Annotated in this window: 19 protein-coding genes and 1 pseudogene; 9 read left to right on the top strand and 11 right to left on the bottom strand. The window is 72.4% G+C overall.

Features of this window, described 5'->3' with window-relative positions; all coding sequences use genetic code 11:
• Positions 1 to 91 precede the first annotated feature (91 nt).
• From ACZ6SQ_RS23305 to ACZ6SQ_RS23295, 3 genes are read left to right on the top strand one after another with little or no spacing between them, the layout of a single operon-like run.
• Entirely contained in the window at positions 92 to 1657 is a 1566-nt protein-coding gene (locus ACZ6SQ_RS23305; RefSeq protein WP_469565103.1) for a flavin-containing monooxygenase, read from the top strand.
• On the top strand, positions 1654 to 2571 hold the full coding sequence (locus tag ACZ6SQ_RS23300; RefSeq protein ID WP_469565101.1) for an alpha/beta fold hydrolase: 918 nt from the start codon (positions 1654 to 1656) through the stop codon (positions 2569 to 2571). The genes ACZ6SQ_RS23305 and ACZ6SQ_RS23300 overlap by 4 nt, the downstream gene beginning before the upstream one ends.
• Entirely contained in the window at positions 2568 to 3449 is an 882-nt protein-coding gene (locus ACZ6SQ_RS23295; RefSeq protein ID WP_469565099.1) for an SDR family oxidoreductase, read from the top strand. Before ACZ6SQ_RS23300 ends, ACZ6SQ_RS23295 begins: the two co-directional genes overlap by 4 nt.
• A 244-nt stretch (positions 3450 to 3693) precedes the next feature.
• Here ACZ6SQ_RS23295 and ACZ6SQ_RS23290 read toward each other — a convergent pair whose 3' ends face one another.
• Positions 3694 to 6936: a S41 family peptidase gene (locus tag ACZ6SQ_RS23290; protein ID WP_469565097.1), complete on the bottom strand. Its 3243-nt coding sequence runs from the start codon at positions 6934 to 6936 to the stop codon at positions 3694 to 3696.
• Positions 6937 to 7211: 275 nt separating this feature from the next.
• Here ACZ6SQ_RS23290 and ACZ6SQ_RS23285 point away from each other — a divergent pair, with 275 nt between their 5' ends.
• The 4 genes and pseudogenes from ACZ6SQ_RS23285 to ACZ6SQ_RS23270 form a co-directional block, all read left to right on the top strand.
• Complete coding sequence (locus tag ACZ6SQ_RS23285) at positions 7212 to 7817, top strand: TetR/AcrR family transcriptional regulator (RefSeq protein ID WP_386379010.1); 606 nt, start codon at positions 7212 to 7214, stop codon at positions 7815 to 7817.
• Positions 7818 to 7946: 129 nt separating this feature from the next.
• Positions 7947 to 10160, top strand: a complete 2214-nt coding sequence (locus ACZ6SQ_RS23280; protein WP_469565094.1) for an MMPL family transporter — start codon at positions 7947 to 7949, stop codon at positions 10158 to 10160.
• A gap of 262 nt (positions 10161 to 10422) precedes the next feature.
• Entirely contained in the window at positions 10423 to 10938 is a 516-nt protein-coding gene (locus tag ACZ6SQ_RS23275; RefSeq protein ID WP_469565092.1) for a YbaK/EbsC family protein, read from the top strand.
• Between the two features lie 13 nt (positions 10939 to 10951).
• A pseudogene (locus ACZ6SQ_RS23270) lies at positions 10952 to 11062 on the top strand (EamA family transporter); the annotation flags it as partial.
• Between the two features lie 23 nt (positions 11063 to 11085).
• Here ACZ6SQ_RS23270 and ACZ6SQ_RS23265 read toward each other — a convergent pair.
• A complete protein-coding gene (locus ACZ6SQ_RS23265) occupies positions 11086 to 11712 on the bottom strand; it encodes a maleylpyruvate isomerase N-terminal domain-containing protein (protein ID WP_469565090.1) in 627 nt (208 codons plus the stop codon).
• A 228-nt stretch (positions 11713 to 11940) separates the two neighbouring features.
• Here ACZ6SQ_RS23265 and ACZ6SQ_RS23260 point away from each other — a divergent pair, with 228 nt between their 5' ends.
• On the top strand, positions 11941 to 12216 hold the full coding sequence (locus tag ACZ6SQ_RS23260) for a DUF1876 domain-containing protein (protein ID WP_386379014.1): 276 nt from the start codon (positions 11941 to 11943) through the stop codon (positions 12214 to 12216).
• 22 nt (positions 12217 to 12238) lie between these two features.
• Here the strand turns inward: ACZ6SQ_RS23260 and ACZ6SQ_RS23255 are convergent, their stop codons facing one another.
• The 6 genes from ACZ6SQ_RS23255 to ACZ6SQ_RS23230 form a co-directional block, all read right to left on the bottom strand.
• Positions 12239 to 13408: a serine hydrolase domain-containing protein gene (locus tag ACZ6SQ_RS23255; RefSeq protein WP_469565088.1), complete on the bottom strand. Its 1170-nt coding sequence runs from the start codon at positions 13406 to 13408 to the stop codon at positions 12239 to 12241.
• 110 nt (positions 13409 to 13518) lie between these two features.
• Complete coding sequence (locus ACZ6SQ_RS23250; protein WP_386379158.1) at positions 13519 to 13923, bottom strand: organic hydroperoxide resistance protein; 405 nt, start codon at positions 13921 to 13923, stop codon at positions 13519 to 13521.
• Between the two features lie 225 nt (positions 13924 to 14148).
• Positions 14149 to 14628 carry a MarR family winged helix-turn-helix transcriptional regulator gene (locus tag ACZ6SQ_RS23245; RefSeq protein WP_469565086.1) on the bottom strand — a complete coding sequence of 160 codons (480 nt, stop codon included), beginning with the start codon at positions 14626 to 14628 and terminating at the stop codon, positions 14149 to 14151.
• Positions 14625 to 15383 (bottom strand): energy-coupling factor ABC transporter ATP-binding protein, encoded by a 759-nt coding sequence (locus ACZ6SQ_RS23240; protein WP_469565083.1) that lies wholly within the window; start codon positions 15381 to 15383, stop codon positions 14625 to 14627. Before ACZ6SQ_RS23240 ends, ACZ6SQ_RS23245 begins: the two co-directional genes overlap by 4 nt.
• The gene (cbiQ, locus tag ACZ6SQ_RS23235) at positions 15371 to 16132 is read right to left on the bottom strand and encodes a cobalt ECF transporter T component CbiQ (protein ID WP_386379018.1); all 762 of its coding nucleotides are present in this window, start codon (positions 16130 to 16132) and stop codon (positions 15371 to 15373) included. Before cbiQ ends, ACZ6SQ_RS23240 begins: the two co-directional genes overlap by 13 nt.
• Before the next feature lies 1 nt (position 16133).
• Positions 16134 to 17183, bottom strand: coding sequence for an energy-coupling factor ABC transporter permease (locus ACZ6SQ_RS23230; protein ID WP_469565080.1), 1050 nt, complete (start codon positions 17181 to 17183; stop codon positions 16134 to 16136).
• Between the two features lie 165 nt (positions 17184 to 17348).
• On the opposite strand from ACZ6SQ_RS23230, the gene ACZ6SQ_RS23225 reads away from it, so the two are divergent.
• A complete protein-coding gene (locus ACZ6SQ_RS23225; protein WP_386379021.1) occupies positions 17349 to 17708 on the top strand; it encodes an SsgA family sporulation/cell division regulator in 360 nt (119 codons plus the stop codon).
• A 46-nt stretch (positions 17709 to 17754) separates the two neighbouring features.
• Here the strand turns inward: ACZ6SQ_RS23225 and ACZ6SQ_RS23220 are convergent, their stop codons facing one another.
• The 3 genes from ACZ6SQ_RS23220 to ACZ6SQ_RS23210 form a co-directional block, all read right to left on the bottom strand.
• Positions 17755 to 19425 (bottom strand): penicillin-binding transpeptidase domain-containing protein, encoded by a 1671-nt coding sequence (locus tag ACZ6SQ_RS23220; protein ID WP_469565077.1) that lies wholly within the window; start codon positions 19423 to 19425, stop codon positions 17755 to 17757.
• A 225-nt stretch (positions 19426 to 19650) separates the two neighbouring features.
• On the bottom strand, positions 19651 to 21279 hold the full coding sequence (locus tag ACZ6SQ_RS23215) for a penicillin-binding transpeptidase domain-containing protein (protein ID WP_469565075.1): 1629 nt from the start codon (positions 21277 to 21279) through the stop codon (positions 19651 to 19653).
• Positions 21280 to 21397: 118 nt separating this feature from the next.
• Positions 21398 to 23149, bottom strand: coding sequence for a dolichyl-phosphate-mannose--protein mannosyltransferase (locus ACZ6SQ_RS23210; protein WP_469565074.1), 1752 nt, complete (start codon positions 23147 to 23149; stop codon positions 21398 to 21400).
• Positions 23150 to 23217 lie beyond the last annotated feature (68 nt).

The following is a 23217-nucleotide window of genomic DNA, read 5'->3' as shown; positions in this document are numbered from 1 at the left end:
CGCACCCCTACCGGTCGGTACGCCGCTGCTCTACTCTCCCCATTGCGCCAGTGTTCACTGGCATGGTCCGGCGATGCGTGGAGGCTTCGGGATGGCCGAGCACGAACATGTTCGGGTGGCGGTGATCGGGTCCGGGTTCGGCGGACTCGGAGCGGCCGTACGCCTGCGACGCGAGGGAATCACCGACTTCGTCGTCCTGGAGCGGGCCGGCGGCGTCGGCGGGACCTGGCGGGACAACAGCTACCCAGGGTGCGCCTGCGACGTGCCGTCCCATCTGTACTCCTTCTCCTTCGCGCCCAACCCGGACTGGCCGCGCACCTTCTCCGGCCAGGAGCACATCCGCGCCTACCTGGAGCACGTCACCGACACCTTCGGGCTGCGCCCGCACATCCGCTTCGACTCCGAGGTCGAGCTGATGACCTGGGACACCGAGAAGCTGCTGTGGCGGATCGAGACCAGCTCAGGCACGCTCACCGCCGACGTCGTCGTCTCCGCGACCGGGCCGCTGTCCGACCCGAAGATCCCCGGGATCCCGGGGCTGGACTCGTTCCCCGGCAAGGTGTTCCACTCCGCCCGCTGGGACCACGACTACGACCTGCGCGGCAAGCGCGTCGCCATGGTCGGCACCGGCGCCTCGGCCATCCAGATCGTGCCGGCCATACAGCCGCAGGTCGCGAGCCTCACCCTCTTCCAGCGCACCCCGCCCTGGGTCATGCCCCGGATGGACCGCGCGATCAGCGGCGTCGAGCGCTCCCTGCACCGGGCGCTGCCCTTCACCACCCAGCTGCGCCGCGGGCTGCTGTGGGGCATCCGCGAACTCCAGGTGCAGGCCTTCACCAAGCGCCCGAACGAGCTGGGCCTGGTCGAGCGGCTGGCCCGGCAGAACATCGCACGGGCCGTCAAGGACCCCGCCCTGCGCGCCAGGCTCACGCCCGACTACCGCATCGGCTGCAAGCGCATCCTGCTGTCCAACACGTACTACCCGGCCCTCGCGCAACCCAATGTGGACGTCGTCGCGGGCGGGCTCCGCGAGGTCCGCGGCTCCACGCTCGTGGCCGCCGACGGCACCGAGGCCGAGGTCGACGCGATCGTCTTCGGCACCGGCTTCCACGTCACGGACATGCCGATCGCCGAGCGGGTCGTCGGCGCGGACGGCTCGACCCTCGCCGAGCACTGGAAGGGCGGCATGGCGGCGCTGCGCGGCGCGTCCGCCGCCGGCTTCCCGAACTGGATGACGATCATCGGCCCCAACACCGGCCTCGGGAACTCCTCGATGATCCTGATGATCGAGTCCCAGCTGAACTACATGGCCGACTATCTGCGCCAGCTCGGCGTCCTCGGGGGCCGAGCCGCGCTCGACGCCCGCCCCAGCGCGGTCGGCGCCTGGAACCGCCGGGTGCAGGACCGGATGCGGCGCACGGTGTGGAACACCGGCGGCTGCACCAGCTGGTACCTGGACGCCAGTGGCCGCAACACCACCATCTGGCCCGGCACGACGACCGAGTTCCGGCGTGCCACCCGCCGGGTGGACCTCACCGAGTACGCCGTGCTGCGGCCGCCCGCGGCGAGCGGCCCCGCGGCACAGCCCGCGGCCGGTCGGGCCGCTCCCGGCAAGCCCGCCCTGAAGATCGTCGACGCCGAGGACGTGAGCGCATGAGCCGCCTGACACACGTGGCCTCCGGGCCCTACGCCCCGCCCGTGCCCGCCCGCACACTCACCGCGGTCTCCGCGGACGGCGCCCGGCTGCATGTGGAGGTGCACGGACCCGAGAAGGCGCCCGTCGTCGTCCTCGCGCACGGCTGGACCTGCTCGACCGCCTTCTGGGCCGCGCAGATCCGCGACCTCTCCGCCGACCACCGCGTCATCGCCTACGACCAGCGCGGCCACGGGCGCAGCCCGTCGAGCCCCGCGTGCAGCACGGACACGCTCGCCGACGACCTCGAAGCGGTGCTGCTGGCCACGCTCGCGCCGGGCGAGAAGGCCGTGGTCGCCGGGCACTCGATGGGCGGCATGACCGTCATGGCCGCCTCCGCGCGGCCCGCCTTCCGGGCGCACGCGTCGGCGGTCCTGCTGTGCAGCACGGGCAGTTCGCGGCTGGTCGCCGAGTCCACTGTCGTCCCCTTCCGGGCCGGCCGGCTGCGGACCTGGCTGACCGGGCGGATCCTCGGCTCCAGCGCGCCGCTCGGGCCGGTGACTCCGCTCGCCCGGCGCGTCCTGAAGTACGCCACCATGGGCGCGGGTTCGGCTCCGCACATGGTGGAGGCGTGCGCGCGGATCGTGCACGCCTGTCCGCGCAGGGCCCGGCACGCCTGGGGCAAGGTGCTGTCGGCGCTCGACCTCGACCACGGCGTGCGGGAGCTGCGGGTGCCCACCGCGGTGATCGCCGGCACCGCCGACCGGCTCACCCCGCCGGTGCACGCCCGCGCCCTGGCGGCCGAGCTGCCGCTCTGTGTCGGGCTCACCGAACTGCCCGGACTCGGGCATATGACTCCCGTCGAGGCGCCGGAGGCGGTCAGCAGCCGCATCCGGTCGTTGGTCACCACGTACACGCAGGTCAAGGAGGGCGCATGAGCAAGGTCGGTCTGGAAGGGCAGGTCGCGGTCGTCACCGGGGCGGCGCGCGGGGTCGGGGAGCTGCTCGCCCGCAAGCTGTCCGCGCGGGGCGCGACCGTGGCGCTGGTCGGCCTGGAGCCGGACGTGCTCAAGGAGGTCTCCGGGCGGCTGCACGGCGAGAGCGGCCACTGGTACGCCGATGTCACCGACCACGAGGCGATGGCCCAGGTGGCGCGTGAGGTGAAGGAGCGGTTCGGGAAGGTCGACATCGTCGTCGCCAACGCCGGTGTGGCGAGCGGCGGTCCGTTCGTCGAGTCCGACCCGGTGGCCTGGCGGCGGGTGATCGAGGTCAACCTCATCGGGTCGGCCGTCACCGCCCGCGCGTTCCTGCCGGTGCTGATGGAGAGCCGGGGGTATCTGCTGCAGATCGCGTCCCTCGCGGCGATGACGCCGGCGCCGATGATGACGGCGTACACCGCGTCCAAGTCCGGTGTGGAGGCGTACGCGCACAGTCTGCGGGCCGAGGTCGCCTTCAAGGGTGTGAGGGTGGGTGTCGGCTATCTGTCGTGGACCGACACGGACATGGTGCGCGGGGCGGACCAGGACGACGTCATGCGGGAGCTGCGGCAGCGGCTGCCGTGGCCGGCCAACAAGACGTATCCGCTGGGGCCGGCCGTCGACCGGATCGTCGAGGGGATCGAGCGGCGGTCGAGCCATGTGTACGGGCAGTGGTGGCTGCGGGGGATGCAGGGGGTTCGGGGGTATCTGCCGGGGGTCATCGCGGCGGTGGGGCAGCGGGAGGTTGCGCGGTTCGCGGATCGGTTGGGTGGGATGCGGGGCGGGTTGGTGGGGGCGGGTGGGGCGGCGGACGAGAGGGATCGGGCTGGGCGGGGTTGATCGTCCCTCGTTCTTGCGGGGGTTCCCGCGGCCCCGTTGTGGGGTGGGTGGGGTGTGGGGGTGCGGGGTGGGGTGACCGGCCGGTGGGGGGTTTGCGCAGTTCCCCGCGCCCCTGAAGGATTGCGCCGTTCCCCGCGCCCCCAAAGGATTGCGCCGTTCCTTGCGCTCCTGAAGCCGTTCCTTGCGCCCTCCGAGAGATTGCGCTGTTGCCCGCCTCCAAGAAGGTCGCGTGTTCCCCGTGGTCCTAGTGGGTTCTTGGGGGGAGTTCGGGGCGGGATCTGTCGGGGGTGGCTTGGTAGTCGGGGGGTGTGGCCGGGGGGGTGGTGGTGAGGAGGGTCAGGGCCAGGCGTACGGCGTCGTCCAGTTGGGCGTGGCGGCCCTCGGCCCAGTCGAGCGGGGTGCGGAGGGCTTCGAGGTCGGGGGAGACGCCGCGGTTCTCGACGGACCAGCCGTAGGCGTCGAACCAGGCGGCGTTCATCGGGACGGTGATCACCGAGCCGTCGCCGAGGCGGTGGCGGCCGGTCATGCCGACCACACCGCCCCAGGTGCGCTGGCCGACCACCGGGCCCAGGTCGAGGAGCTTGAACGCGGCTGTGATCATGTCGCCGTCCGAGGAGGTCGCCTCGTCGGCGAGGGCGACGACCGGGCCGCGCGGGGCGTTGGAGGCGTACGACACCGGCTGGGCGTCGCGGGTGAGGTCCCAGCCGAGGATCGTCCGGGTGAGCTTCTCGACGACGAGTTCGCTGATGTGGCCGCCCGCGTTGCCGCGCACGTCGACGATCAGGGCGGGCCGGGAGACCTCCATGCGCAGGTCGCGGTTGAACTGGGCCCAGCCGGAGCCGCCCATGTCGGGGATGTGCAGATAACCGCACTTGCCGCCGCTCAGCTCCCGAACGACCGCACGGCGTTTGGCCACCCAGTCCTGGTAGCGCAGGGGACGTTCGTCGGTGAGGGGGACCACGGCGACACGGCGGGAGCGGCCCGCCTCGCCCTCGGCGGGGGTGAAGGTCAGCTCGACCGTCGTACCGCCGGCGCCCGCGAGCAGCGGGTAGGGGCCGGTGACCGGGTCGACCGGGCGGCCGTCGACATGGGTGAGGACGGCGCCCTCGCGGATGCCGGTGCCGGCCAGCGGGGAACGGGCCTTGGAGTCGGACGAGTCGCCGGGCAGGATCCGCTTGACCATCCAGCTGCCGTCCCGGCGGACCAGGTTGGCGCCGAGCAGTCCCTGCAGGCGCTGGTAGTGCGGCGGGCCCTCGTTGCGGCGGGCGGCGGTGACATAGGCGTGCGAGGTGCCCAGCTCGCCGAGCACCTCGCGCAGCAGGTCCGCGAACTCGTCGGGCGAGGCGACCTCGTCGACCAGCGGGCGGTACTGCTCCAGCACGGCGTCCCAGTCGATGCCGCACATGCCCGGGTCCCAGAAGTAGGCGCGGATCAGGCGCCCGGCCTCCGCGTAGGACTGGCGCCACTCGGCGGCCGGGTCGACCGTGTGCAGGATGCGGCGCAGATCGATCCAGACGATGGAGTCGCTGTCACCGGACTCGGCCGCGGGTACGGCCCTCAGGTCGCCCTCGTCGACGACGACCAGGCGGCTGCCGTCGCCGCTGACCGCGAACCAGTCCAGATGGTCGACGAGTTCGGTCCGCTTGGCCTTGGTGATGCCGAAGTGCTCCAGGGTGGGGCGGCCGCTGGTGTCGTCCGGGTTGGCGAAGGTCTCGCCCAGCGCGCCCGAGATCGGCCAGCGCAGCCACACCAGTCCGCCACCCGCGACGGGCTGGAGGGCCGAGTACTTGGACGCGGTGACGGGGAACGGCGTCACCCGGCTCTCCAGGCCCTCCAGTTCGACGGTGACCGTGCCGTCCCCGGCGCCCTCGTCCTCCACCGGGTCCAGGCCGCCCGCGGCCGGGCGCCCCTCCGGGGTGAGCGCGAAGGGGGAGGGCGTCGCCGAGGACAGCGGCACCAGATAGGGGCGGCAGCCGAGCGGGAAGGACAGGTCGCCGGTGTGCACGTCGTAGACGGGGTCGAAGCCGCGCCAGGAGAGGAAGGCGAGATAGCGGCCGTCGCGGGTGAAGACCGGGTTCTCGTCCTCGAAGCGCCCGTTGGTGACGTCGACGACCATACGGTCCTTGATCCGGGCCATCTTGATCTGGCGCAGCGACCGGCCGATGCCCGGGTGCGACCAGGTCAGCCAGGCCCCGTCGGGGGAGAACGCCAGGTCGCGGACGGGTCCGTTGATCGAGCGGATCAGCTCGGTCACCTCGCCGCCTGAGTCCTCCGTGGCGTCGATGAGCAGCAGCCGCCCGTCGTGCGCGGCGATGGCCAGGCGTTCGCCGTCCGGGTCGGACACCATCTCCAGCACCCGCCCCAGCTCGCCCGAGGCCAGTCGGCGCGGCTCGCGGTCGCCCGTGGCCCGGGGCAGATGGGCGACCTCGACGGCGTCCTCGCCCTCGGCGTCGGTCACATAGGCGACCTGCCCGCTGGAGCCCAGCATCTCGGGCAGCCGTACGCGCACGCCCGGGGTGTCGGTGATCGTCCTGGCCGGGCCGTCGCGGTGGGTGAGCCAGTACAGGCTGCCGCGCACCACGACCGCCCCGGCCCGCCCGGTCTCGTCGACCGAGATGCCGTCCACGTGCTGCGCGGCCGGCACCTGGTAGGGGCGGCGGCCCGCGCGCGGCCCGCTCAGCCGTACGTCGAGCCGGCGCGGTTCCGAGGCGGCGCCCAGGTCGTCCACCAGCCACAGCCCGCCCGCGCACTGGTAGACCACCCGGGTGCCGTCGGTCGCGGCGTTGCGGGCGTAGAAGGCGTCGTGGTCGGTGTGGCGGCGCAGGTCGGAGCCGTCGTGGGCGCAGGAGTAGAGGTTGCCGACGCCCTCGTGGTCGGAGAGGAAGGCGATCCGGCCGCCGACGAACATCGGGCAGGCCAGCTGCCCTTCGAGGTCGGCCAGCAGCCGCTCGCCGTGCAGCCACAGCCGGCCCGTGGCGCCGCCCCGGTAGCGCTTCCAGGAGGCCATCTCGTGCGGGGCGGTGCCGGTCAGCAGCAGGCTCCGGCGCTCCCCGTCGAGGTCGGCGACCTGGATGTCGGAGACCGGGCCCCAGGGCAGCTTGCGGCCGGGGTCGCCGTCGGGGGTGACCTTGTAGGCCCAGGTGAAGTAGGAGAAGGGCTCGCCGTGCGAGGCGACCGCCAGGATCGTGCCGTCGGGGGTCCAGCCGCAGACCCGGGTGTCGGGGCTGCCCCAGTGGGTGAGCTGGCGGCCCGTCCCGCCGTCGACCGGCACCACATGCAGTTCGGGGGCGAGGCTGCGCCAGCTCGTGTAGGCGAGCCGGCGTCCGTCGGGGGAGAAGCGCGGCTGGCCGAGCTTGGTCCGGTCGACCGTGAGCCGCCAGGCCCGGCCGGGTCGGCCGGGTTCGTCCAGCGGGGCGAGCCAGAGGTCGTCCTCGGCCACGAAGCAGAGCAGGTCACCACTGATGTGGGGCAGGCGCAGATAGCTCACCTCCCCATGCTTTTCCGCTGGAGGGGGCGGAGCAACTCGTGGGTTCCCGGCCGCGGGCAGCTGCGGGTTCCCGGGCGCGGGCAGCTTGTGGGTTCCCGGGCGCGGGCAACTCGTGGCCTCCCGGGCGCGAGCAACTTGTGGGTTCCCGGGTGCGTCCTGGAGTACGAAACCGTTTCGTACGTGGCGCAGGTCACGTACGAAACGGTTTCGTTTCGCTAGAGTCCTGCGCTACATTCGTCCGTGTAGGAGTCGGACGGACCGAGAGGGTGAGTGACATGGCTGAGGCAGCGGTCACCGCGCAGCGTCGCAGCCGGATCACGCCCGAGCGCGCGGCCGAGCTGTACGCGGCCGTGCTCGACCTGCTCCGCGAGGTCGGCTACGACGCCCTGACGATGGACGCCGTCGCCGCCCGTACGAGGTCCAGCAAGGCCACGCTCTACCGCCAGTGGGGCGGCAAGGCCGAACTGGTCGTCAAGGCCCTGCGGCACAACAAGCCGGGCAAGGTCGAGGACATCGACACCGGCTCGCTCCGCGGCGATCTGCACGCCGTGGTGAGCATGGAGGACGACTGCACCATGGAGCAGAACTCCGCGCTGATGCGGGGTATCGCCATGGCGATCCACCAGAACCCGGATCTGCGCCAGGCGTTCCAGGAGCTGCTGATCGAACCGGAGATGGCCGAGTTCCAGCGGGTGCTGCAACGCGCCGTCGCCCGGGGCGAGGTCCGCCCCGACTGCCCGGCGCTCGACTTCATGCTCCACATGATGGTCGGCGGGTTCGTCACCCGCGCCCTGCTGGACGAGCAGCCGCCCACCCGGGCCTTCCTCACCTCGTACGTGGACGCCGTGGTCCTCCCCGCCCTCGGCGTGCGCACCGTCTGAACCCCGATCCCCTGATCCCTGTTACCTGACGTCACCGCTCATGTCGTCGGGCCGATCGCCCCTGCCTCCCCGCCGGGCCGGTCACCCCTGCCCAGATCCACCCCCACGACCTGACCGGGAGTACGCCCCGTGGCCACCTTCCTGTACAAACTCGGCCGTCTCGCCTTCCGGCGACGGCATTTCGTCGCCCTGATCTGGGTGGCGCTGCTGACCCTCGCCGGGGTCGGCGCGGCCAGCGCGCCCGCAGCGGGCACCACCTCGTTCTCCATCCCCGGCACCGAGGCGCAGAAGGCCTTCGACCTGCTGGAGGAGCGCTTCCCCGGGATGAGCGCCGACGGGGCCACCGCCCGCGTGGTGTTCAAGGCACCGGCCGGGGAGAAGATGACGGACGCCGCGAACAAGGCGACCGTCCAGAAGGCCGTCAAGGAACTGTCGACCGGCAGTGAGGTCGTCTCCGTCGCCGACCCGTACCAGGCGAACGCGGTCAACAAGTCCGGCTCGATCGCCTACGCGTCCGTCAAGTACGACGTCTCCGGCATGGAGCTGAAGGACGCCAGCCGTGAGGCCCTCCAGGACGCCGCCGAGCAGGCGCGCGGGTCCGGGCTGACCGTGGAGATCGGCGGTGACGCCCTCCAGGCCACCCCGCACACCGGCTCCTCCGAGATCATCGGCATCGCGGTCGCCGCGGTCGTCCTGGTCATCACCTTCGGCTCGCTGCTCGCCGCCGGGCTGCCGCTGCTCACCGCGATCATCGGTGTCGGCATCGGCGTCTCCACCATCACCGCCCTCGCCAGCGCCCTCGACCTGGGCTCCACCACCTCGACGCTGGCCACGATGATCGGCCTGGCCGTCGGCATCGACTACGCGCTGTTCATCGTCTCCCGGTACCGGGCCGAACTCGCCGAGGGCCGCGACCGCGAGGAGGCCGCCGGACGCGCCGTCGGCACCGCGGGCTCCGCGGTGGTCTTCGCCGGGCTCACCGTCGTCATCGCCCTGGTCGGCCTCGCGGTCGTCAACATCCCGATGCTGACCAAGATGGGCTTCGCGGCCGCCGGCACCGTCGCCATCGCCGTCCTGATCGCGCTCACCCTCATCCCGGCCCTGCTCGGCTACGCCGGCCGCAAGGTGCGCCCGACGGGCGAGAAGTCCAAGCTGCTGGGCGGCGGCCGGGCCGCGAAGAAGGCGGGACGCCCGAACATGGGCACCCGCTGGGCCAGCTTCGTGGTGCGCCGCCCGATGGCCGTACTGCTGGTCGGTGTCATCGGCCTCGGTGCCGCGGCCGTCCCCGCCACCTCGCTGGAACTGGGCCTGCCCGACGACGGCTCCCAGCCCGTCTCCACCACCCAGCGCCGCGCCTACGACCTGCTCTCCGAGGGCTTCGGGCCCGGCTTCAACGGCCCGCTCATGGTGGTCGTCGACGCCAAGGACAGCGCCGACCCGCAGGCCGCGTTCGACGAGACCGGCGAGCGCATCAAGGCCCTCGACAACGTCGTGACGGTCACCCCGGCCGCCCCCAACAAGGCGGGGGACACCGCCACCATCACGGTCATCCCCGACGCCAAGCCGTCCTCGGCTACGACGGAGGAACTCGTCCACTCCATCCGGGACACCGGCACGGCCATCGCGGCCGACACCGACTCCGACGTCCTGGTCACCGGCGCGACCGCGATGAACATCGACGTATCGCAGAAGCTGAACGACGCCCTGATCCCCTATCTGATCCTGGTGGTCGGCCTGGCCTTCCTCCTGCTGATCGTGGTCTTCCGCTCGATCCTGGTCCCGCTCAAGGCGGCCCTCGGGTTCCTGCTCTCCGTCATGGCCGCCCTCGGCGCCGTGGTCGCGGTCTTCCAGTGGGGCTGGCTGTCCGGGCTGCTGGGCGTGGAGGAGACCGGACCCGTCATGTCGATGATGCCGATCTTCATGGTCGGCGTGGTCTTCGGTCTCGCCATGGACTACGAGGTCTTCCTCGTGACGCGGATGCGTGAGGCGTACGTCCACGGGGAGAACCCGGGCCAGGCGGTGGTGACCGGCTTCAAGCACGGCGCCCGGGTGGTCACCGCGGCCGCGGTGATCATGATGGCGGTCTTCGCGGGCTTCATCGGCTCCAGCGAGTCCATGATCAAGATGATCGGCTTCGGCCTCGCCATCGCGGTGTTCTTCGACGCCTTCGTCGTCCGGATGGCCATCGTCCCGGCCGTCCTCGCCCTGCTGGGCCGGCGGGCCTGGTGGCTGCCGAAGTGGCTGGACCGGATCCTGCCCAACGTGGACGTCGAGGGCGAGGGCCTGCGCACCGAGGCCGAGCGCGGCGGCCGCGACGAGGAGAAGCAGCTCGTGCGTGCCTGACGTGCCGCGGCGTAACCGGCCGGTGAGGGACCCGTGGGGACGGGGATCCCTCACCGGCCTCCCGGTGTACGGGGGCCGGACCGCACGGAAGCGGAACCGGGCCGCACGGAGGCGGAATCCGGACCGTACGGAGGCGGATCCGGACCGTACGAAGGCGGAACCGGGCCGCGTACGGCCGGACCGGCCCGGGGTGAATCCGGCCGGCCCGGCCCTGGGCGAATCCGGTCGCGTGCCCGCTACACGTACCGCTAGCGTGCCCCGCATGACGACGACTCCCGCCACCGACGCCGAGGGCTCCGGAGCCCATCCCCGTTTCGCCGACGCCCTGTCCGACTCGGGCCTCGGCGACCTGCTCGGCAGGGTCCGCCGGTTCCCGGACGCGACCCGGACCGCGGCCGAGGCCGCCGCCGCGATCGGCTGCGAGCTCAGCCAGATCTGCAAGTCGCTGATCTTCGCGGCGGACGGTGTCCCGGTGCTGGTGCTGATGGACGGCGCCTCACGCGTCGACGTCGAGCTGGTGCGGCGCGAACTCGGCGCCGCGAAGGTGACCCGGGCCGACGCCGGCGTCGTACGGGAGACCACCGGGTACGCCATCGGCGGGGTGCCGCCGTTCGGGCACCGGACGCGGACCAGGGTGCTCGCGGACCGGGCGCTGCTCACGCACGACGAGGTGTGGGCGGCGGCCGGGAACCCGCACGCGGTCTTCCCGATGGCACCCGAGGCGCTGGTCGAGCGGGCCGGGGCGACCCTGGTGGATGTGCGCGAGCGCACCGCGTGACGTCGGCCGGTTCGCGCTGTCCTGCGCCGGGCTGACCGGTGTCGCGCGGTGGGGACTGCGCGGGCGGCGGCTCGGCCGGGCGGCGATCGGGGCCGCGCTCGCGACCGCCCTGTTCATCGCGTCATCGCGGCGTACGGCAGGACGCGCTCAACCCAGTGTGAGCCACTGGATGCCCAGGCGGCCGACCTCCACCGTTTCCTCCTCGGTGATCGGCTCGCGCCCGGTCGCCTTGCGCAGGAAGCGAAGCTGACTCCAGCCGAGCTTCTGCAGCGCTGTCGCCCCGTCCGGGCCGCCGAGCAGAAGATCCTGCACCAGATCCGCGGCCTGGGAGGTCAGCCACGGTTCACGCCCGAGGGCGTCGGCCAGGTCCAGGCCGTGCACGGCGACCTCGACCACCCGCGTCAGCAGGAACTCCGACAGAAGCATCGGATCGCCGTGCCGGGTGCGCACCACACGCCCTTCCGGCTCGGCCCGGCACAGTCGCTCGACCTGCCGCCAGGTGGCGTCGAAGTCCTCGGCGAGGGCGGCACCGCCGAGCTGCTCGGCCGCAAGGTCCCGGGCCAGAGCGATCCGAGCCGCGTTGGTGTCCGGAGCGAAACGGTCGTCGGGCCGGTAGTACTCCACCGCCGAGATCTCGGCACGGCTCGGCGCCGGTGCGGCCAGCATGCCCGGCAGCCAGGCGATCACCACCCGGACATGCGCCAGCAGCTCGTTCACCGTCCACGGCGCGCACCGAGTCGGCAGATGCCACTCGGCTGCCGAGACCCCGGCCATCCCCTCCGTGAGCTGCGCAGCCTCAAGACGAAACGCTTCGACCACCCGCCCCTGATCCATGTCGATCAAGCTACCCGGCCGGAGCCGGTGCAGCAGCAGGCCCGTGAGGCCGGCGAGGGCGTCATTGGCATGGTCTAGCGGGGGATCTGGGCGGAATCATCCCGATTGGGTGCGGTCGTGGCGTGCCGGGGGCACCCTGGAAGCAGATGTTTTCCGGAGGTGATCGTCATGATGCACACCACAGTGGGATGGCATGTCGAGCTGGAGTTCATGGAGGACGACCAGCACACCAAAGCGGCCGCGATGGTACGGCTGCCCGACGGGACCGAGGTACGGGGCCACGGGCACGCCAGCAGGCACCAGACCGACTCCAATCAGCCGCGCGTCGGGGAGGAGATCGCCGGTGCGCGGGCGCTCGACCAGATAGCCCGGCAGTTGCTCTCCAAGGCGCACGGCGAGATCGACCAGGCGTCGGGTCGTACGTCGCACCCCATCCACATGTGAGGCGCCCCGCCCTGTCGGAGCGTCAGTCCCCGCTGGTGAGGGCCGTGCCGACGGCCCTCACCAGTGCCTGTGCCCGCGGGTCGGCCGTCACGCTCTTGCGGAAGCCGTTGGTGACATAGCCGAAGGCGACCCCGGTCTCCGGGTCGGCGAAGCCGAGGGCGCCGCCGCGGCCGGGATGGCCGAAGGAGGTGGCGTTCAGCAGCGGGGACGCGCTGCCGTGGAGCATGTAGCCGAGGCCGAAGCGGGTGCCGACGATCAGCACCCGGTCCTCGCCGAAGGACTGCTCGCCGCGTGCCAGTTCCGTCGTCTCCGGCGTGAACAGACGCCGTCCGCCGTCCACTTCGCCGATGAGCGAGGCGTAGATCCGGGCCAGGCCGTCGGCGGTGGCGATGCCGTTGGAGGCGGGCAGGGCGGCCGCGCGGTAGGCCGCGTCGTTCTCGTCGGGGAGCGGGGTGATCGCGGCGAAGGCGCGGCGGGTGAGCGAGTCGGGGTCGGCGTAGGCGTCGGCGACCGCGCGCTTGGGGCGGGTCCGCAGCGCGCCCGCCGCCTGCGGGATCTCCGCCGGGCCCACCCGGCCGGCCCGGGCGGTCTCGCCCTCCGGCAGCCCCAGCCAGAAGTCCGCGCCGGCCGGGCCCGCGATCTCCTCGGCGATCCACGCGCCGATCGGCCGTCCGGTGACCCTGCGCACCAGCTCGCCGGTGAGCCAGCTGTAGGTCTGGGCGTGATAGCCGTGGCCGGTGCCGGGCTCCCAGGCGGGTGCCTGCGCGGCGACTGCCTGTGCGCCGAGGTCGGGGTCGGCGGCCTCCGCGGGCGTCAGCGGCCGGTCCAGGGCGGGCACGCCCGCGCGGTGCGCGAGCAGATGCCGGACGAGGGTGTGCTCCTTGCCGGCCGTCTTGTACTCGGGCCACCACCGGCTCACCGGGGCGTCCAGGTCCAGTTCGCCGCGCTGGTGCAGCAGCAGGATCGCGGCGGCGGCGACACCCTTGGTGGCCGACCGTACGATCTGCGCGGTGCCGCGCTCCCAGGGGGCCGTGCCGTCGATGTCCCTGGTCCCGCCCCACAGGTCGACCACCCGGTGGCCGTCCCGGTACACGGAGACGGCGGCGCCACGGTCGCCGAGCACCTCGAAGTTGCGTACGAACGCCTCCCTGACCGGCTCGAAGCCCTCGGCGACAGTGCCGTGCACGTCCACGTCCGTATGTCCTTTCCGCCCTGCCTTCGACAGCGGGTGCAACAAGCTCGGGCCGCCTGCGATTCCTTCTCGGCCCGGGGTTCCCGCTTCGGCTACGGAAGGGTACGACGTCAGCCGAGCACGATCGTGACGTCGATGTTGCCCCGGGTGGCGTTGGAGTACGGGCACACCTCGTGCGCGGCGTCGACCAGCCGTGTCGCGACCTCCCGCTCCAGGACCGGCAGCGAGACGCTCAGCGCGACCGCGAGGCCGTACCCCTGCTGGGCGTTGGGGCCGATGCCGACCTTCGCGGCGACCGTGGAGCCGGTGAGGTCCAGGCCCGCCCTGCGGCCCACCAGGACCAGCGCGTTGTGGAAGCAGGAGCTGTAGCCGGCCGCGAACAGCTGCTCGGGGTTGGTGCCGTCGCCGTCCCCGCCGAGCTCCGGCGGCATCGCGACCTTCAGTTCGAGGCGGCCGTCGTGGCTCGTGACGTACCCGTCGCGGCCGCCGTGCGCGGTCGCCTCGGCGACGTACATGATCTTCTTCGGACGGCTGTCGACAACGGCACCTTCGGCCACGACGGGACCTCCCCCTGGGCATGCGGACTGCGGGCAACACGGATGTGCGCAACTACATCGTGCACAAGGTACCGACCGGTAGGGAGGCTGGGTAAGGGCAGGGGTGGGGAAACCGCGGGTAACGGGGGCACCGCGGCCGACGGGCCCCGGGCCGGGCCGGTCCGCCCAGGCCGCGGGTCCGGGTCAGCGGGTGCGGGGCGCCGCCCCGTCCGCTCGTTCCGCCAGCGCGCGCAGCTCCTCGCGCAGCCGCGCGACCTCCGGGCCGTCGAGCCCCGTGGCCCGCAGCAGGGCGCCGGGGACACGGGCCGCGCGCTCCCTGAGCTCCTCGGCGCGGCCCGTGCACACGACGTGCACCGACCGCTCGTCGCGTGCCGACCGCTCCCGGCGCACCAGACCGGCCGCCTCCAGACGCTTCAGCAGCGGTGAGACGGTGCCGTAGTCGAGGCGCAGCGCGGCCGCGAGCTCCTTGACCGTGGCCTCGCCGCGCTCCCACAGCACGAGCAGCACGAGGTACTGCGGGTAGGTGAGCCCCAGTTCGTCGAGGAGGGGCCGGTACGCGGCCGTCACCGCGCGCTGGGCGGCGTACAGCGCGAAACACAGCTGCTCGTCCAGCAGCAGCGACCCGGCGGGGGTCTCGGGGTGCTTCTCGTCCTGGCGCGTCACGCGCCCATTGTCACGGACCGCGGGTCGAAGCCGAAGGGGAGCTCCAGCCGGTGGGCGCGCATCAGGCCGTCGTCGGCCAGCAGCGTGCCGGTCGGGCCGTCGGCGGCGATCACGCCCTCGCTGAGGATCAGCGACCTCGGGCACAGCTCCAGGGCGTAGGGCAGATCGTGGGTGACCATCAGGACGGTGACGTCCAAGGAGCGCAGGATGTCGGCGAGTTCACGGCGGGAGGCGGGGTCCAGGTTGGAGGACGGCTCGTCCAGGACGAGGATCTCCGGCTCCATGGCGAGCACGGTGGCGACCGCCACCCGGCGGCGCTGGCCGAAGGAGAGGTGGTGCGGAGGGCGGTCCTTGAAACCGGCCATGCCGACCTGCTCCAGGGCCCGTTCGACGCGCTCCTCCAGCTCGGCGCCCTTCAGTCCGGCCGCGGCGGGCCCGAAGGCCACGTCCTCGCGGACCGTCGGCATGAACAGCTGGTCGTCGGGGTCCTGGAAGACGATGCCGACCTTGCGGCGGATCTCGGCCATGTGCTGACTGCCGACCGGCAGTCCGGCGACCGTGACCCGGCCCGCGCCGCCGGTCAGGATGCCGTTGAGGTGCAGTACGAGGGTGGTCTTGCCGGCGCCGTTCGGGCCGAGCAGGGCGACCCGCTCGCCGCGGCCGATCGAGAAGTCCACGCCGAACAGGGCCTGGTGGCCGTCGGGGTAGGCGAAGGCGAGGCCGGAGACCTCCAGGGAAGCAGTCACAGGGTCCATCCCAGCAGACAGACGCCGAGGGCGGCGACGGGGAGGGCGAGGGCGTGCGTCCACTGTGCCCGGGAGGCGGTCACCTCGTCGATGACCGGCATCGAACCGGCGTAGCCGCGGCTGACCATGGCGAGGTGGACGCGCTCGCCGCGTTCGTAGGAGCGGATGAACAGCGCGCCCGCCGACTTGGCGAGCACGCCCCAGTGACGCACCCCCCGGGCCTCGAAGCCGCGTGACTCGCGGGCGATCCGCATGCGCCGCATCTCGTCCGCGATGACGTCGCCGTAGCGGATCATGAAGGACGCGATCTGGACGAGCAGCGGCGGCAGTCTGAGCCGTTGCAGGCCGAGCAGCAGCTCGCGCAGCTCGGTGGTGGAGGCGAGCAGCACGGAGGCGGCGACGCCGAGGGTGCCCTTGGCGAGGACGTTCCAGGCGCCCCAGAGCCCGCTGACGCTCAGGGACATGCCGAGCACCTCGGTGCGCTCGCCCTCCGCCACGAAGGGCATCAGCACGGCGAACGCGACGAACGGCACCTCGATCAGCAGCCGTTTGAGCAGGAAGCCCGCGGGCACGCGCGCGTAGGCCGCGGCGCCCGCGAGCAGCACGGCGTAGAGCCCGAACGCCCACATCGCCTCGCGCGGGGTCGACACCACGACCAGCACGAAGGCGAAGGTCGCGACGAGCTTGGTGTGCGGCGGAAGCGCGTGCACGGGCGAGTGCCCGTGCCGGTAGAGCCTGTGCGCGTGCCCGGCCCCCATGTCAGGCGCCCGCGGTCACGGAGGTGTCGGTGACCGAGGCCGAACGCCGTCGGCGGACCGCCCAGAACACACCGCTGCCGGCCACCACCGTGACACCGACGCCGATGACGCCCGCGAGGCCCCCGGACAGCCGGGCGTCGTCGACGTCCTTGACGCCGTAGTCGGCGAGCGGGGAGTCCGCGTTCGCGTGGTCCTCGGTCTTCCGGTCGATGCCGTGGTCGGCGGCGACCTTCTCCAGGCCGTCGGGGCTGGCCGAGGCGTAGAAGCTGACGACCCCGGCGAGCACCAGGGAGGCGGCGAGACCGGTGAGCCACACCTTGCGGGTGGAGCGGGCGGCGGCCGGGACGGGGCGGGCGGCGGGGACGTCGACGAGTTCGCCGTTCACCCGCAGCTTCAGCGGCTGGTGCAGGTCGCGGGCGCCGTGGACGAGGTCGGGGCGGACGGCGAGGACGGCGCCGACGGTGAGCGAGGTGATCACGGCCTCGCCGATGCCGATCAGGAGGTGGACGCCGACCATGGCGGCGGCGACCTTGCCGATGGCGACGTCGGTGGTGCCGCCGACGGCGTACAGCCCGGTGAAGGCGAGGGCCGAGACCGGCACGGAGAGCAGGGCGGCGACGAAGGTCGCGGCGGTCACCGAACGGCGGGTGCGCGGCAGGACCTTCACCAGGGCCCGGAAGACGCCGTAGGCGACGACGGTCGTCACGACGGCCATGACGGTGATGTTCACGCCGAGCGCGGTCAGGCCGCCGTCGGCAAACAGCACGCCCTGCATCAGCAGGACGACCGACACGCACAGCACGCCTGTGTACGGGCCGACGAGCAGCGCGGCCAGGGCTCCGCCGAGCAGATGGCCGCTGGTCCCGGCGGCCACGGGGAAGTTCAGCATCTGCACGGCGAAGATGAACGCGGCCACGAGTCCGGCCAGCGGCGCGGTCCGCTCGTCGAGCTCGCGGCGCGCACCGCGCAGGCTCACGGCCACGGCGGCGGCGGCGGCCGCTCCGGTGGCGAGGGAGGTGGGGGCGTCGATGAATCCGTCAGGCACATGCACCGTTCGATGATAGTGGCTTAATGCGAACCACTTGCAAGAGCGTGTGGGCGCTAATTACCCCGTGATCTCACGCTGTCGAGGGGCGGGGCACCGGAAATGTGCGACATTGGAGGGAAAGCGGAAGCAGGGCTTTCGCTCAGGTCACGCAGCGTAAGGGGCCTGCCGATGTCCGTAGTCGAGCAGTACGCACGAGCCCACATCGTCAAGGACACCGACGTCACGGTGCTGGAAGAACGCGGAGCCGTCCCCGTCGTGCTGCGCTACGACCCCGACATCGATCCCCGCGCGGTCCGGATCGGCCTGCCCGGACCGCACGAGTGGACCTTCTCCCGGTCCCTGCTCGAACAGGGACTGCGCGCCCCCGCCGGGAACGGAGAGGTCCGCGTGTGGCCCTGTGGCCGGGTTCAGGCCGTCGTCGAGTTCCACTCCGCGCAGGGCGTCGAGGTCGTGCAGTTCGAGTCCAAGGCGCTGCTGCGCTTCCTGCGCCGGACGTACATCGCCGCGGCGCAGCCGGTCGCCCACTGAGCGGCAGGGCTCCCCGGCCGACGCGGCCCAAGGCAATGGGTGCCGCTCAGCCGCCCGCCTTCAGCAGGGCCGCCACGATCGGCCCCGCCGTCTCGCCGCCGTGGCCGGCCGCCTGGACCACGCCCGCGGCCGCGAGATCGCCCCGGTACGCCGTGAACCAGCCGTTGGGCTTCTTCTGCCCGTCGACCTCGGCCGAACCGGTCTTGGCGCCCACGCTGCCGGTGACGCCCTGCATGGCCTCGGCCGCCGTGCCGTAGGCCGCGGTGTACGACATCACGTCCCGGACCTGCGCGAGCGCGCCCGCGGACAGCCGGCGCGGAGCCGTCGCCAGTGTGCGCCCGTCCACCGCGGGGGCGACCAGATAGGGCTGGCGGAAGGTGCCCGACTGGATCGTCGCCGACACCGACGCCATGTTCAGCGGGTTCATCCGCACGCCGCCCTGCCCGATCAGCGAGGCCGCCATCTGCGCCTGCGACTGCACCGGCACCGCCCCGTCGAACGTCGGCACCCCGACGGCCCAGTTGTCCATGCCCAGCCCGAACACCTGCTGCGCCTGGGTCGTCAGGTCCGAGTCCTTCAGCTTCGGCGCCTGGCTGATGAAGGCGGTGTTGCAGGAGCGGGCGAAGGACGCCTTGAACGTGCCGTCCTTGATCTCGAACTTGTCGTCGTTCTGGAACTTCCAGTGGCCGTAGGTGAAGAACTTCGGGCACGGGTGCTTCTTGTCCGCCGAGGCAAGCCTCTTCTCGAACAGCATCGAGGCGGTGACGACCTTCATCGTGGAGCCCGGCGCGAGGGAGCCCTGGAAGGCGGTGTTGAAACCGGGGGAGGAGTTGGCGACGGCGAGGATCTCGCCCGTCGAGGGGCGCAGCAGCACCACCGAGGCGCGCTTGCGGGCGGCGACCTGCTTCTCCGCCTGGGCCTGGAGCGCCGGGCTGAGCGTGGTCCTCACCGTGCCGGGCGTGCCCTCGCTCAGTTCCAGCACCGTCCTGTCGGACAGTTGCGCGTCGGACGTCTTGGAGGCCTTGCCCCGCACGACGCGCAGTTCGATCCCGGCGGTGCCGCCGGCCTTCTTGCCGTACTTCTCGCGCAGTCCGTCCAGGACGGGCGTCAGCGACGGGTACTCCTTCGCGCTGAGCTCGCCGCCCTCACGGTCCAGCGCCTTGATCGGCGGGGTGCCCGCCGCGCCGGTGACCAGCCGGTCGCCGTCCTTCAGATCGGGGTGCACGACCGCGGAGTCCCACCGCACCTGCGGCTTGCCGTCGGCCTTGTTCCGTACGACGGTCAGGGCGCTGGTGTAGGTGAGCGGCTTGCTGACGGTGCCGTGGGTGACGGTGCCCTTGACGGTGAAGGGCACCTTGTCGCCCTGGCGGGCGCCGGGGGTGAGGGTGACGTCCTTGACCCGGGCGTCCTTGGTGTAGCCGGTGAGCAGGGCGGTGGCGGCGGTGGCGTCGTCGGTGGCGGCGGCGGCCGCGGGCACCCGGCCCTGCTGCCAGGCGGTGAGGAAGCGCTGGGAGGCCTGGGTCACCTCGGCGGCGGACAGCGGGCCGGTCTTCACCGACTTGCGCTCGGCGTCGCCCGCGGTGTCGTCGGCCGCGGCGCCCCCGCCGTAGAGCACATAGCCACCGATGCCGACGGCGCCGACGACCGCAGCGATCACCGACCCGATGACGGCAGGACTGCTGGTCCGTCTCTGGGGGACGCGCCTTCTCTTGCCCACTGCTTCCCGATCCTCCGCGTCTGTCCCCGGGGTCGTCGTCCTCGTGGCCCCGGTTGCCGTTGCCCTCACCGTCCCCGACGACGGTGCCATGGTGGAGTCCCGACCCGTGCGGGTGACACCGGCCACCGGTCGGCGGGCCACGAGTCCGTCGCCCGCCGACCGGCCCGTCGGGCCGCCCGGCCGGTCGTGTGCCCGTGCGAGCCTGTCATGCCCCCAGCGAGCCTGTCATCCGCCCGCCCGCAGGACCTGCGCCACAATCGGCCCGGCCGCGTCGCTGCCGTGCCCGCCCTGCTGGGCCATCGCGGCGGCCGCGACATCACCGCGGAAGCCGGTGAACCAGCTGTTGGACGTGGCCTGTCCGTCGACCTCCGCGGAGCCGGTCTTCGCGCCGATGTCGCCGCTCAGCCCGGACATCGCCTTCTGGCCGGTGCCGCTGGTCGCGGTGCGGTTCATCAGGGCGCGCAACTGGTCCACCGTGCCCGGCCGCAGCCCCTCGGCGCGCGCGAGCGTCCGGCCGTCCAGGCTCTGCGGCACGATCACCGGCTGGCGGAAGGAGCCCGTGATGGCGGTCGCGGTGACGGACGCCATGTTCAGCGGGCTCATCTGCACCTTGCCCTGGCCGAGCAGCGCGGCCGCGGTGTCCGGGCCCTCGGAGACCGGGACGCTGCCGTCGAAGGTGGTGACACCGGCCTTCCAGTCGTCACGGCCGAGCCCGAACCGCTCCTGCGCCTCCTTGGTGAGGGAGTCGTCCTGGATCTCGTCGGCGAACTTCACGAACGCGGTGTTGCAGGAACGGGCGAAGCTGTCGGCGAGCGTGGCGTCCTCGTTCGCCTCGAGTCCCTCGAGGTTGTTGAAGGTGTGGCCGTCCGAGAGCGCGTTCGGCGGACAGGGCGCCGGGCCGTCCGCGGTGGTCAGGCCGTTGTCGATGAGCATCGCCGCGCTGATGATCTTCATCGTGGAGCCGGGGGCCAGCTCGCCCTCGAAGGCGGCGTTCCACTTGTCCACGCGGTTGTTGGCGATCGCGAGGATCTCGCCCGTGCTCGGCTTCACCGCGACCACGGACGACTCCTTGAAGCCGGTGACGGCCTTCTCGGCCGCCGCCTGCACCCGCGGGCTGATCGTGGTCGGCAGCCGGCCCGCCCGGCCCTCGGTGAGGGTCAGCAGCGCCGTGTCGGCCGCGCCGGTCGCGGTGTGCCGGATCGACAGCTCCACCCCGCGCGTGCCGCCCGCCTCATGGCCGTAGCGCTTGCGCAGGTCGTCCAGGACCGGGCCCAGCGACGGGTACTCGTCCTTCGTCAGGACGCTGCCGTCACGCGCGACCGCCTCGATCGGCGGGCTGGCCGACTCCTCCGTGACCAGGGTGTCGCCCTTGCCCAGCTCCGGGTGCACCACCGTGGGCTGCCAGTCGACCAGCGCCCGCCCGGTCGTGATCCCGCGCACCACCGTCAGCTCGCTGTCGTACTCCAGCGGCTTGGCCGCCCCCTTGTACGACACCGTCGCCCGCACCGAGAAGGGCACGGTGGTGCCGGACGGTGTCCCCGGCGTGATCCGCACATCCGTCAGATGCGCGCTGCCGCCGAAGGACGTCAGCACCGGCTCCGCGTCGCCCGCGTTGTTCGTGAACGACGCGGCCCGCGCACCCCGGCCCTGCTCCCAGGCGGCGAAGAACGCCTTCGTGGTCTCGGCGACCTCGTCCTCGTCCGGCGGCCCGCTCTTCGAGGACGTCGAGCCACCCGTGCCCGAACCGCCGTCCCCGCCCAGCGCGGACACCAGATTGAACGCGCCGTACCCGGCGCCGCCGATCATCGCCGCGAACACTGTCCCGACGACAGCTCCCTTGACCCCCTTGCGCATCGCGCGGTCCCTCCCGTGTCCCCCGTTTCCCCTTCCCCAGCACTGTAAGGGGCGGCGCCCACATCCGGGACGGGTGCCCTGCCGCTAGGGCCCTTCAAGGCCGAAACCCGGGACCGCGTCAGACCCAGGTGTCCAGCCACATCCGCGACCGCCAGTCGTCTATGGGGATCGCCTGGCCGGTGTAGATCGGCCAGAAGTAGATGAAGTTCCAGGCGATCAGCAGTACCAGGACGCCCGCGCTCGTCGCGCCGGCCACGCGGCGGGCGTCGCCCGCGCCCGGCGGGCCGACCAGCGCGCCGACCAGCATCGCCACCGCCAGGCACAGGAACGGCACGAACACCACGGCGTAGAAGAAGAAGATCGTGCGCTCCTGGAAGAAGAACCAGGGCAGATAACCCGCCACGATCGCGCAGGCGATGGCGCCCGCGCGCCAGTCGCGGCGGAAGAACCAGCGGTAGAGCACGTACAGCAGCGCGAAGCAGCCCACCCACCACAGCACCGGTGTGCCGAGGGCCAGCACCTCGCGCGCGCACTTCCCGCCCGCGTCCGCCGGGCAGCCGTCCTGGCCGGGCGCCGGGGACTCGTAGAAGTACGACACCGGGCGGCCCAGCACGATCCAGCTCCACGGGTTGGACTCGTACGTGTGCGGCGAGGACAGCCCGACATGGAAGTCGTACACCTGTGTCTCGTAGTGCCACAGGCTTCGCCACCAGTCCGGGAACAGCCACGACCAGGAGCTGTCGCGGCCGTCCTTGGCGGCCCAGTCGCGGTAGTAGCCGCCGGTGCCGTCGGCCGGGGACAGGATCCAGCCGGTCCACGAGAGCAGGTAGGTGAGGACGGCGACGGGCACGGTCGCCAGGAACGCGAAGCCCAGGTCGTACTTGAACACCGCCAGATACGGGTGCCGCGCGCCCGCCACCTTGCGCGAGCCGACATCCCACAGCACGGTCATCAGCCCGAACGCGGCCAGGAAGTACAGGCCGTTCCACTTGGTGCCGATGGCCAGACCCAGCATCAGGCCCGCGGTCCAGCGCCACGGCCGCAGACCCAGCCGCAGCGTGTCGGCGACCTCGGCGCTGGGCCGCACCCGGCCGTCCTCGTCGGCCGGCAGCGCGGCGGCGAGCCTGGCCCGCGCCTTGTCACGGTCGATCACCAGCGCGCAGAACGCCGCCAGGACGAAGAACATCAGCACCCCGTCGAGCAGCGCGGTGCGGCTCATCACGAAGTGCAGCCCCTCCACCGCCAGCAGCGCGCCCGCCAGGCAGCCGAGGAACGTCGAACGGAACAGCCGCCGCCCCACCCGGCACACCATCAGCACCGACAGCGTGCCGAGCACCGCCGTCATGAACCGCCAGCCGAACGGATCGAACCCGAAGATCAGCTCGCCCAGCCCGATCACGTACTTGCCGACCGGGGGATGCACGACGTACGCCGCGTCCGCCGGGATCGTGACGTGCCCGCCCGTGGACAGGACCAGGTCGTTGGCGTTCTTGTCCCAGTTGACCTCGAAGCCGCGGTGCACGAGCGCCCACGCGTCCTTCGCGTAGTACGTCTCGTCGAATATCACCGCCTTGGGGCTGCCCAGGTTCCAGAACCGCAGGACGCCCGCGAACAGCGTCACCAGCAGCGGGCCGAGCCAGCCGGACACCCGGTTGAACCGCTCGGCGAGGGCGGGCGGCGCGCCGAGCACCGACCACAGCCGCGGCGAGGGCTCGGCGTACGGCGGCACCAGCCGGTCCCGGACATCGCCCTCGGGCCGGGCCGCGTAGCCGAACCGGCGCAGCCGCTGCTGCCACGACGGCCGCTGGTCGTGCGGGGCCTTTTCTTGGCGGAGGTCCGTCGAGGACGCGGAGGACGCGGTACTGGTCACCGCGCCATCGTAGGGAACGGTGCTGTGTGAGTCCCGTGCATGCGGTGGATGCGTCGGACCCGAGTGAC

This window comes from Streptomyces sp. NPDC048600 (assembly GCF_055587025.1).
Note: the sequence above shows the minus strand (reverse complement) of the source record. Positions and strands in the feature narration are given on the sequence as shown.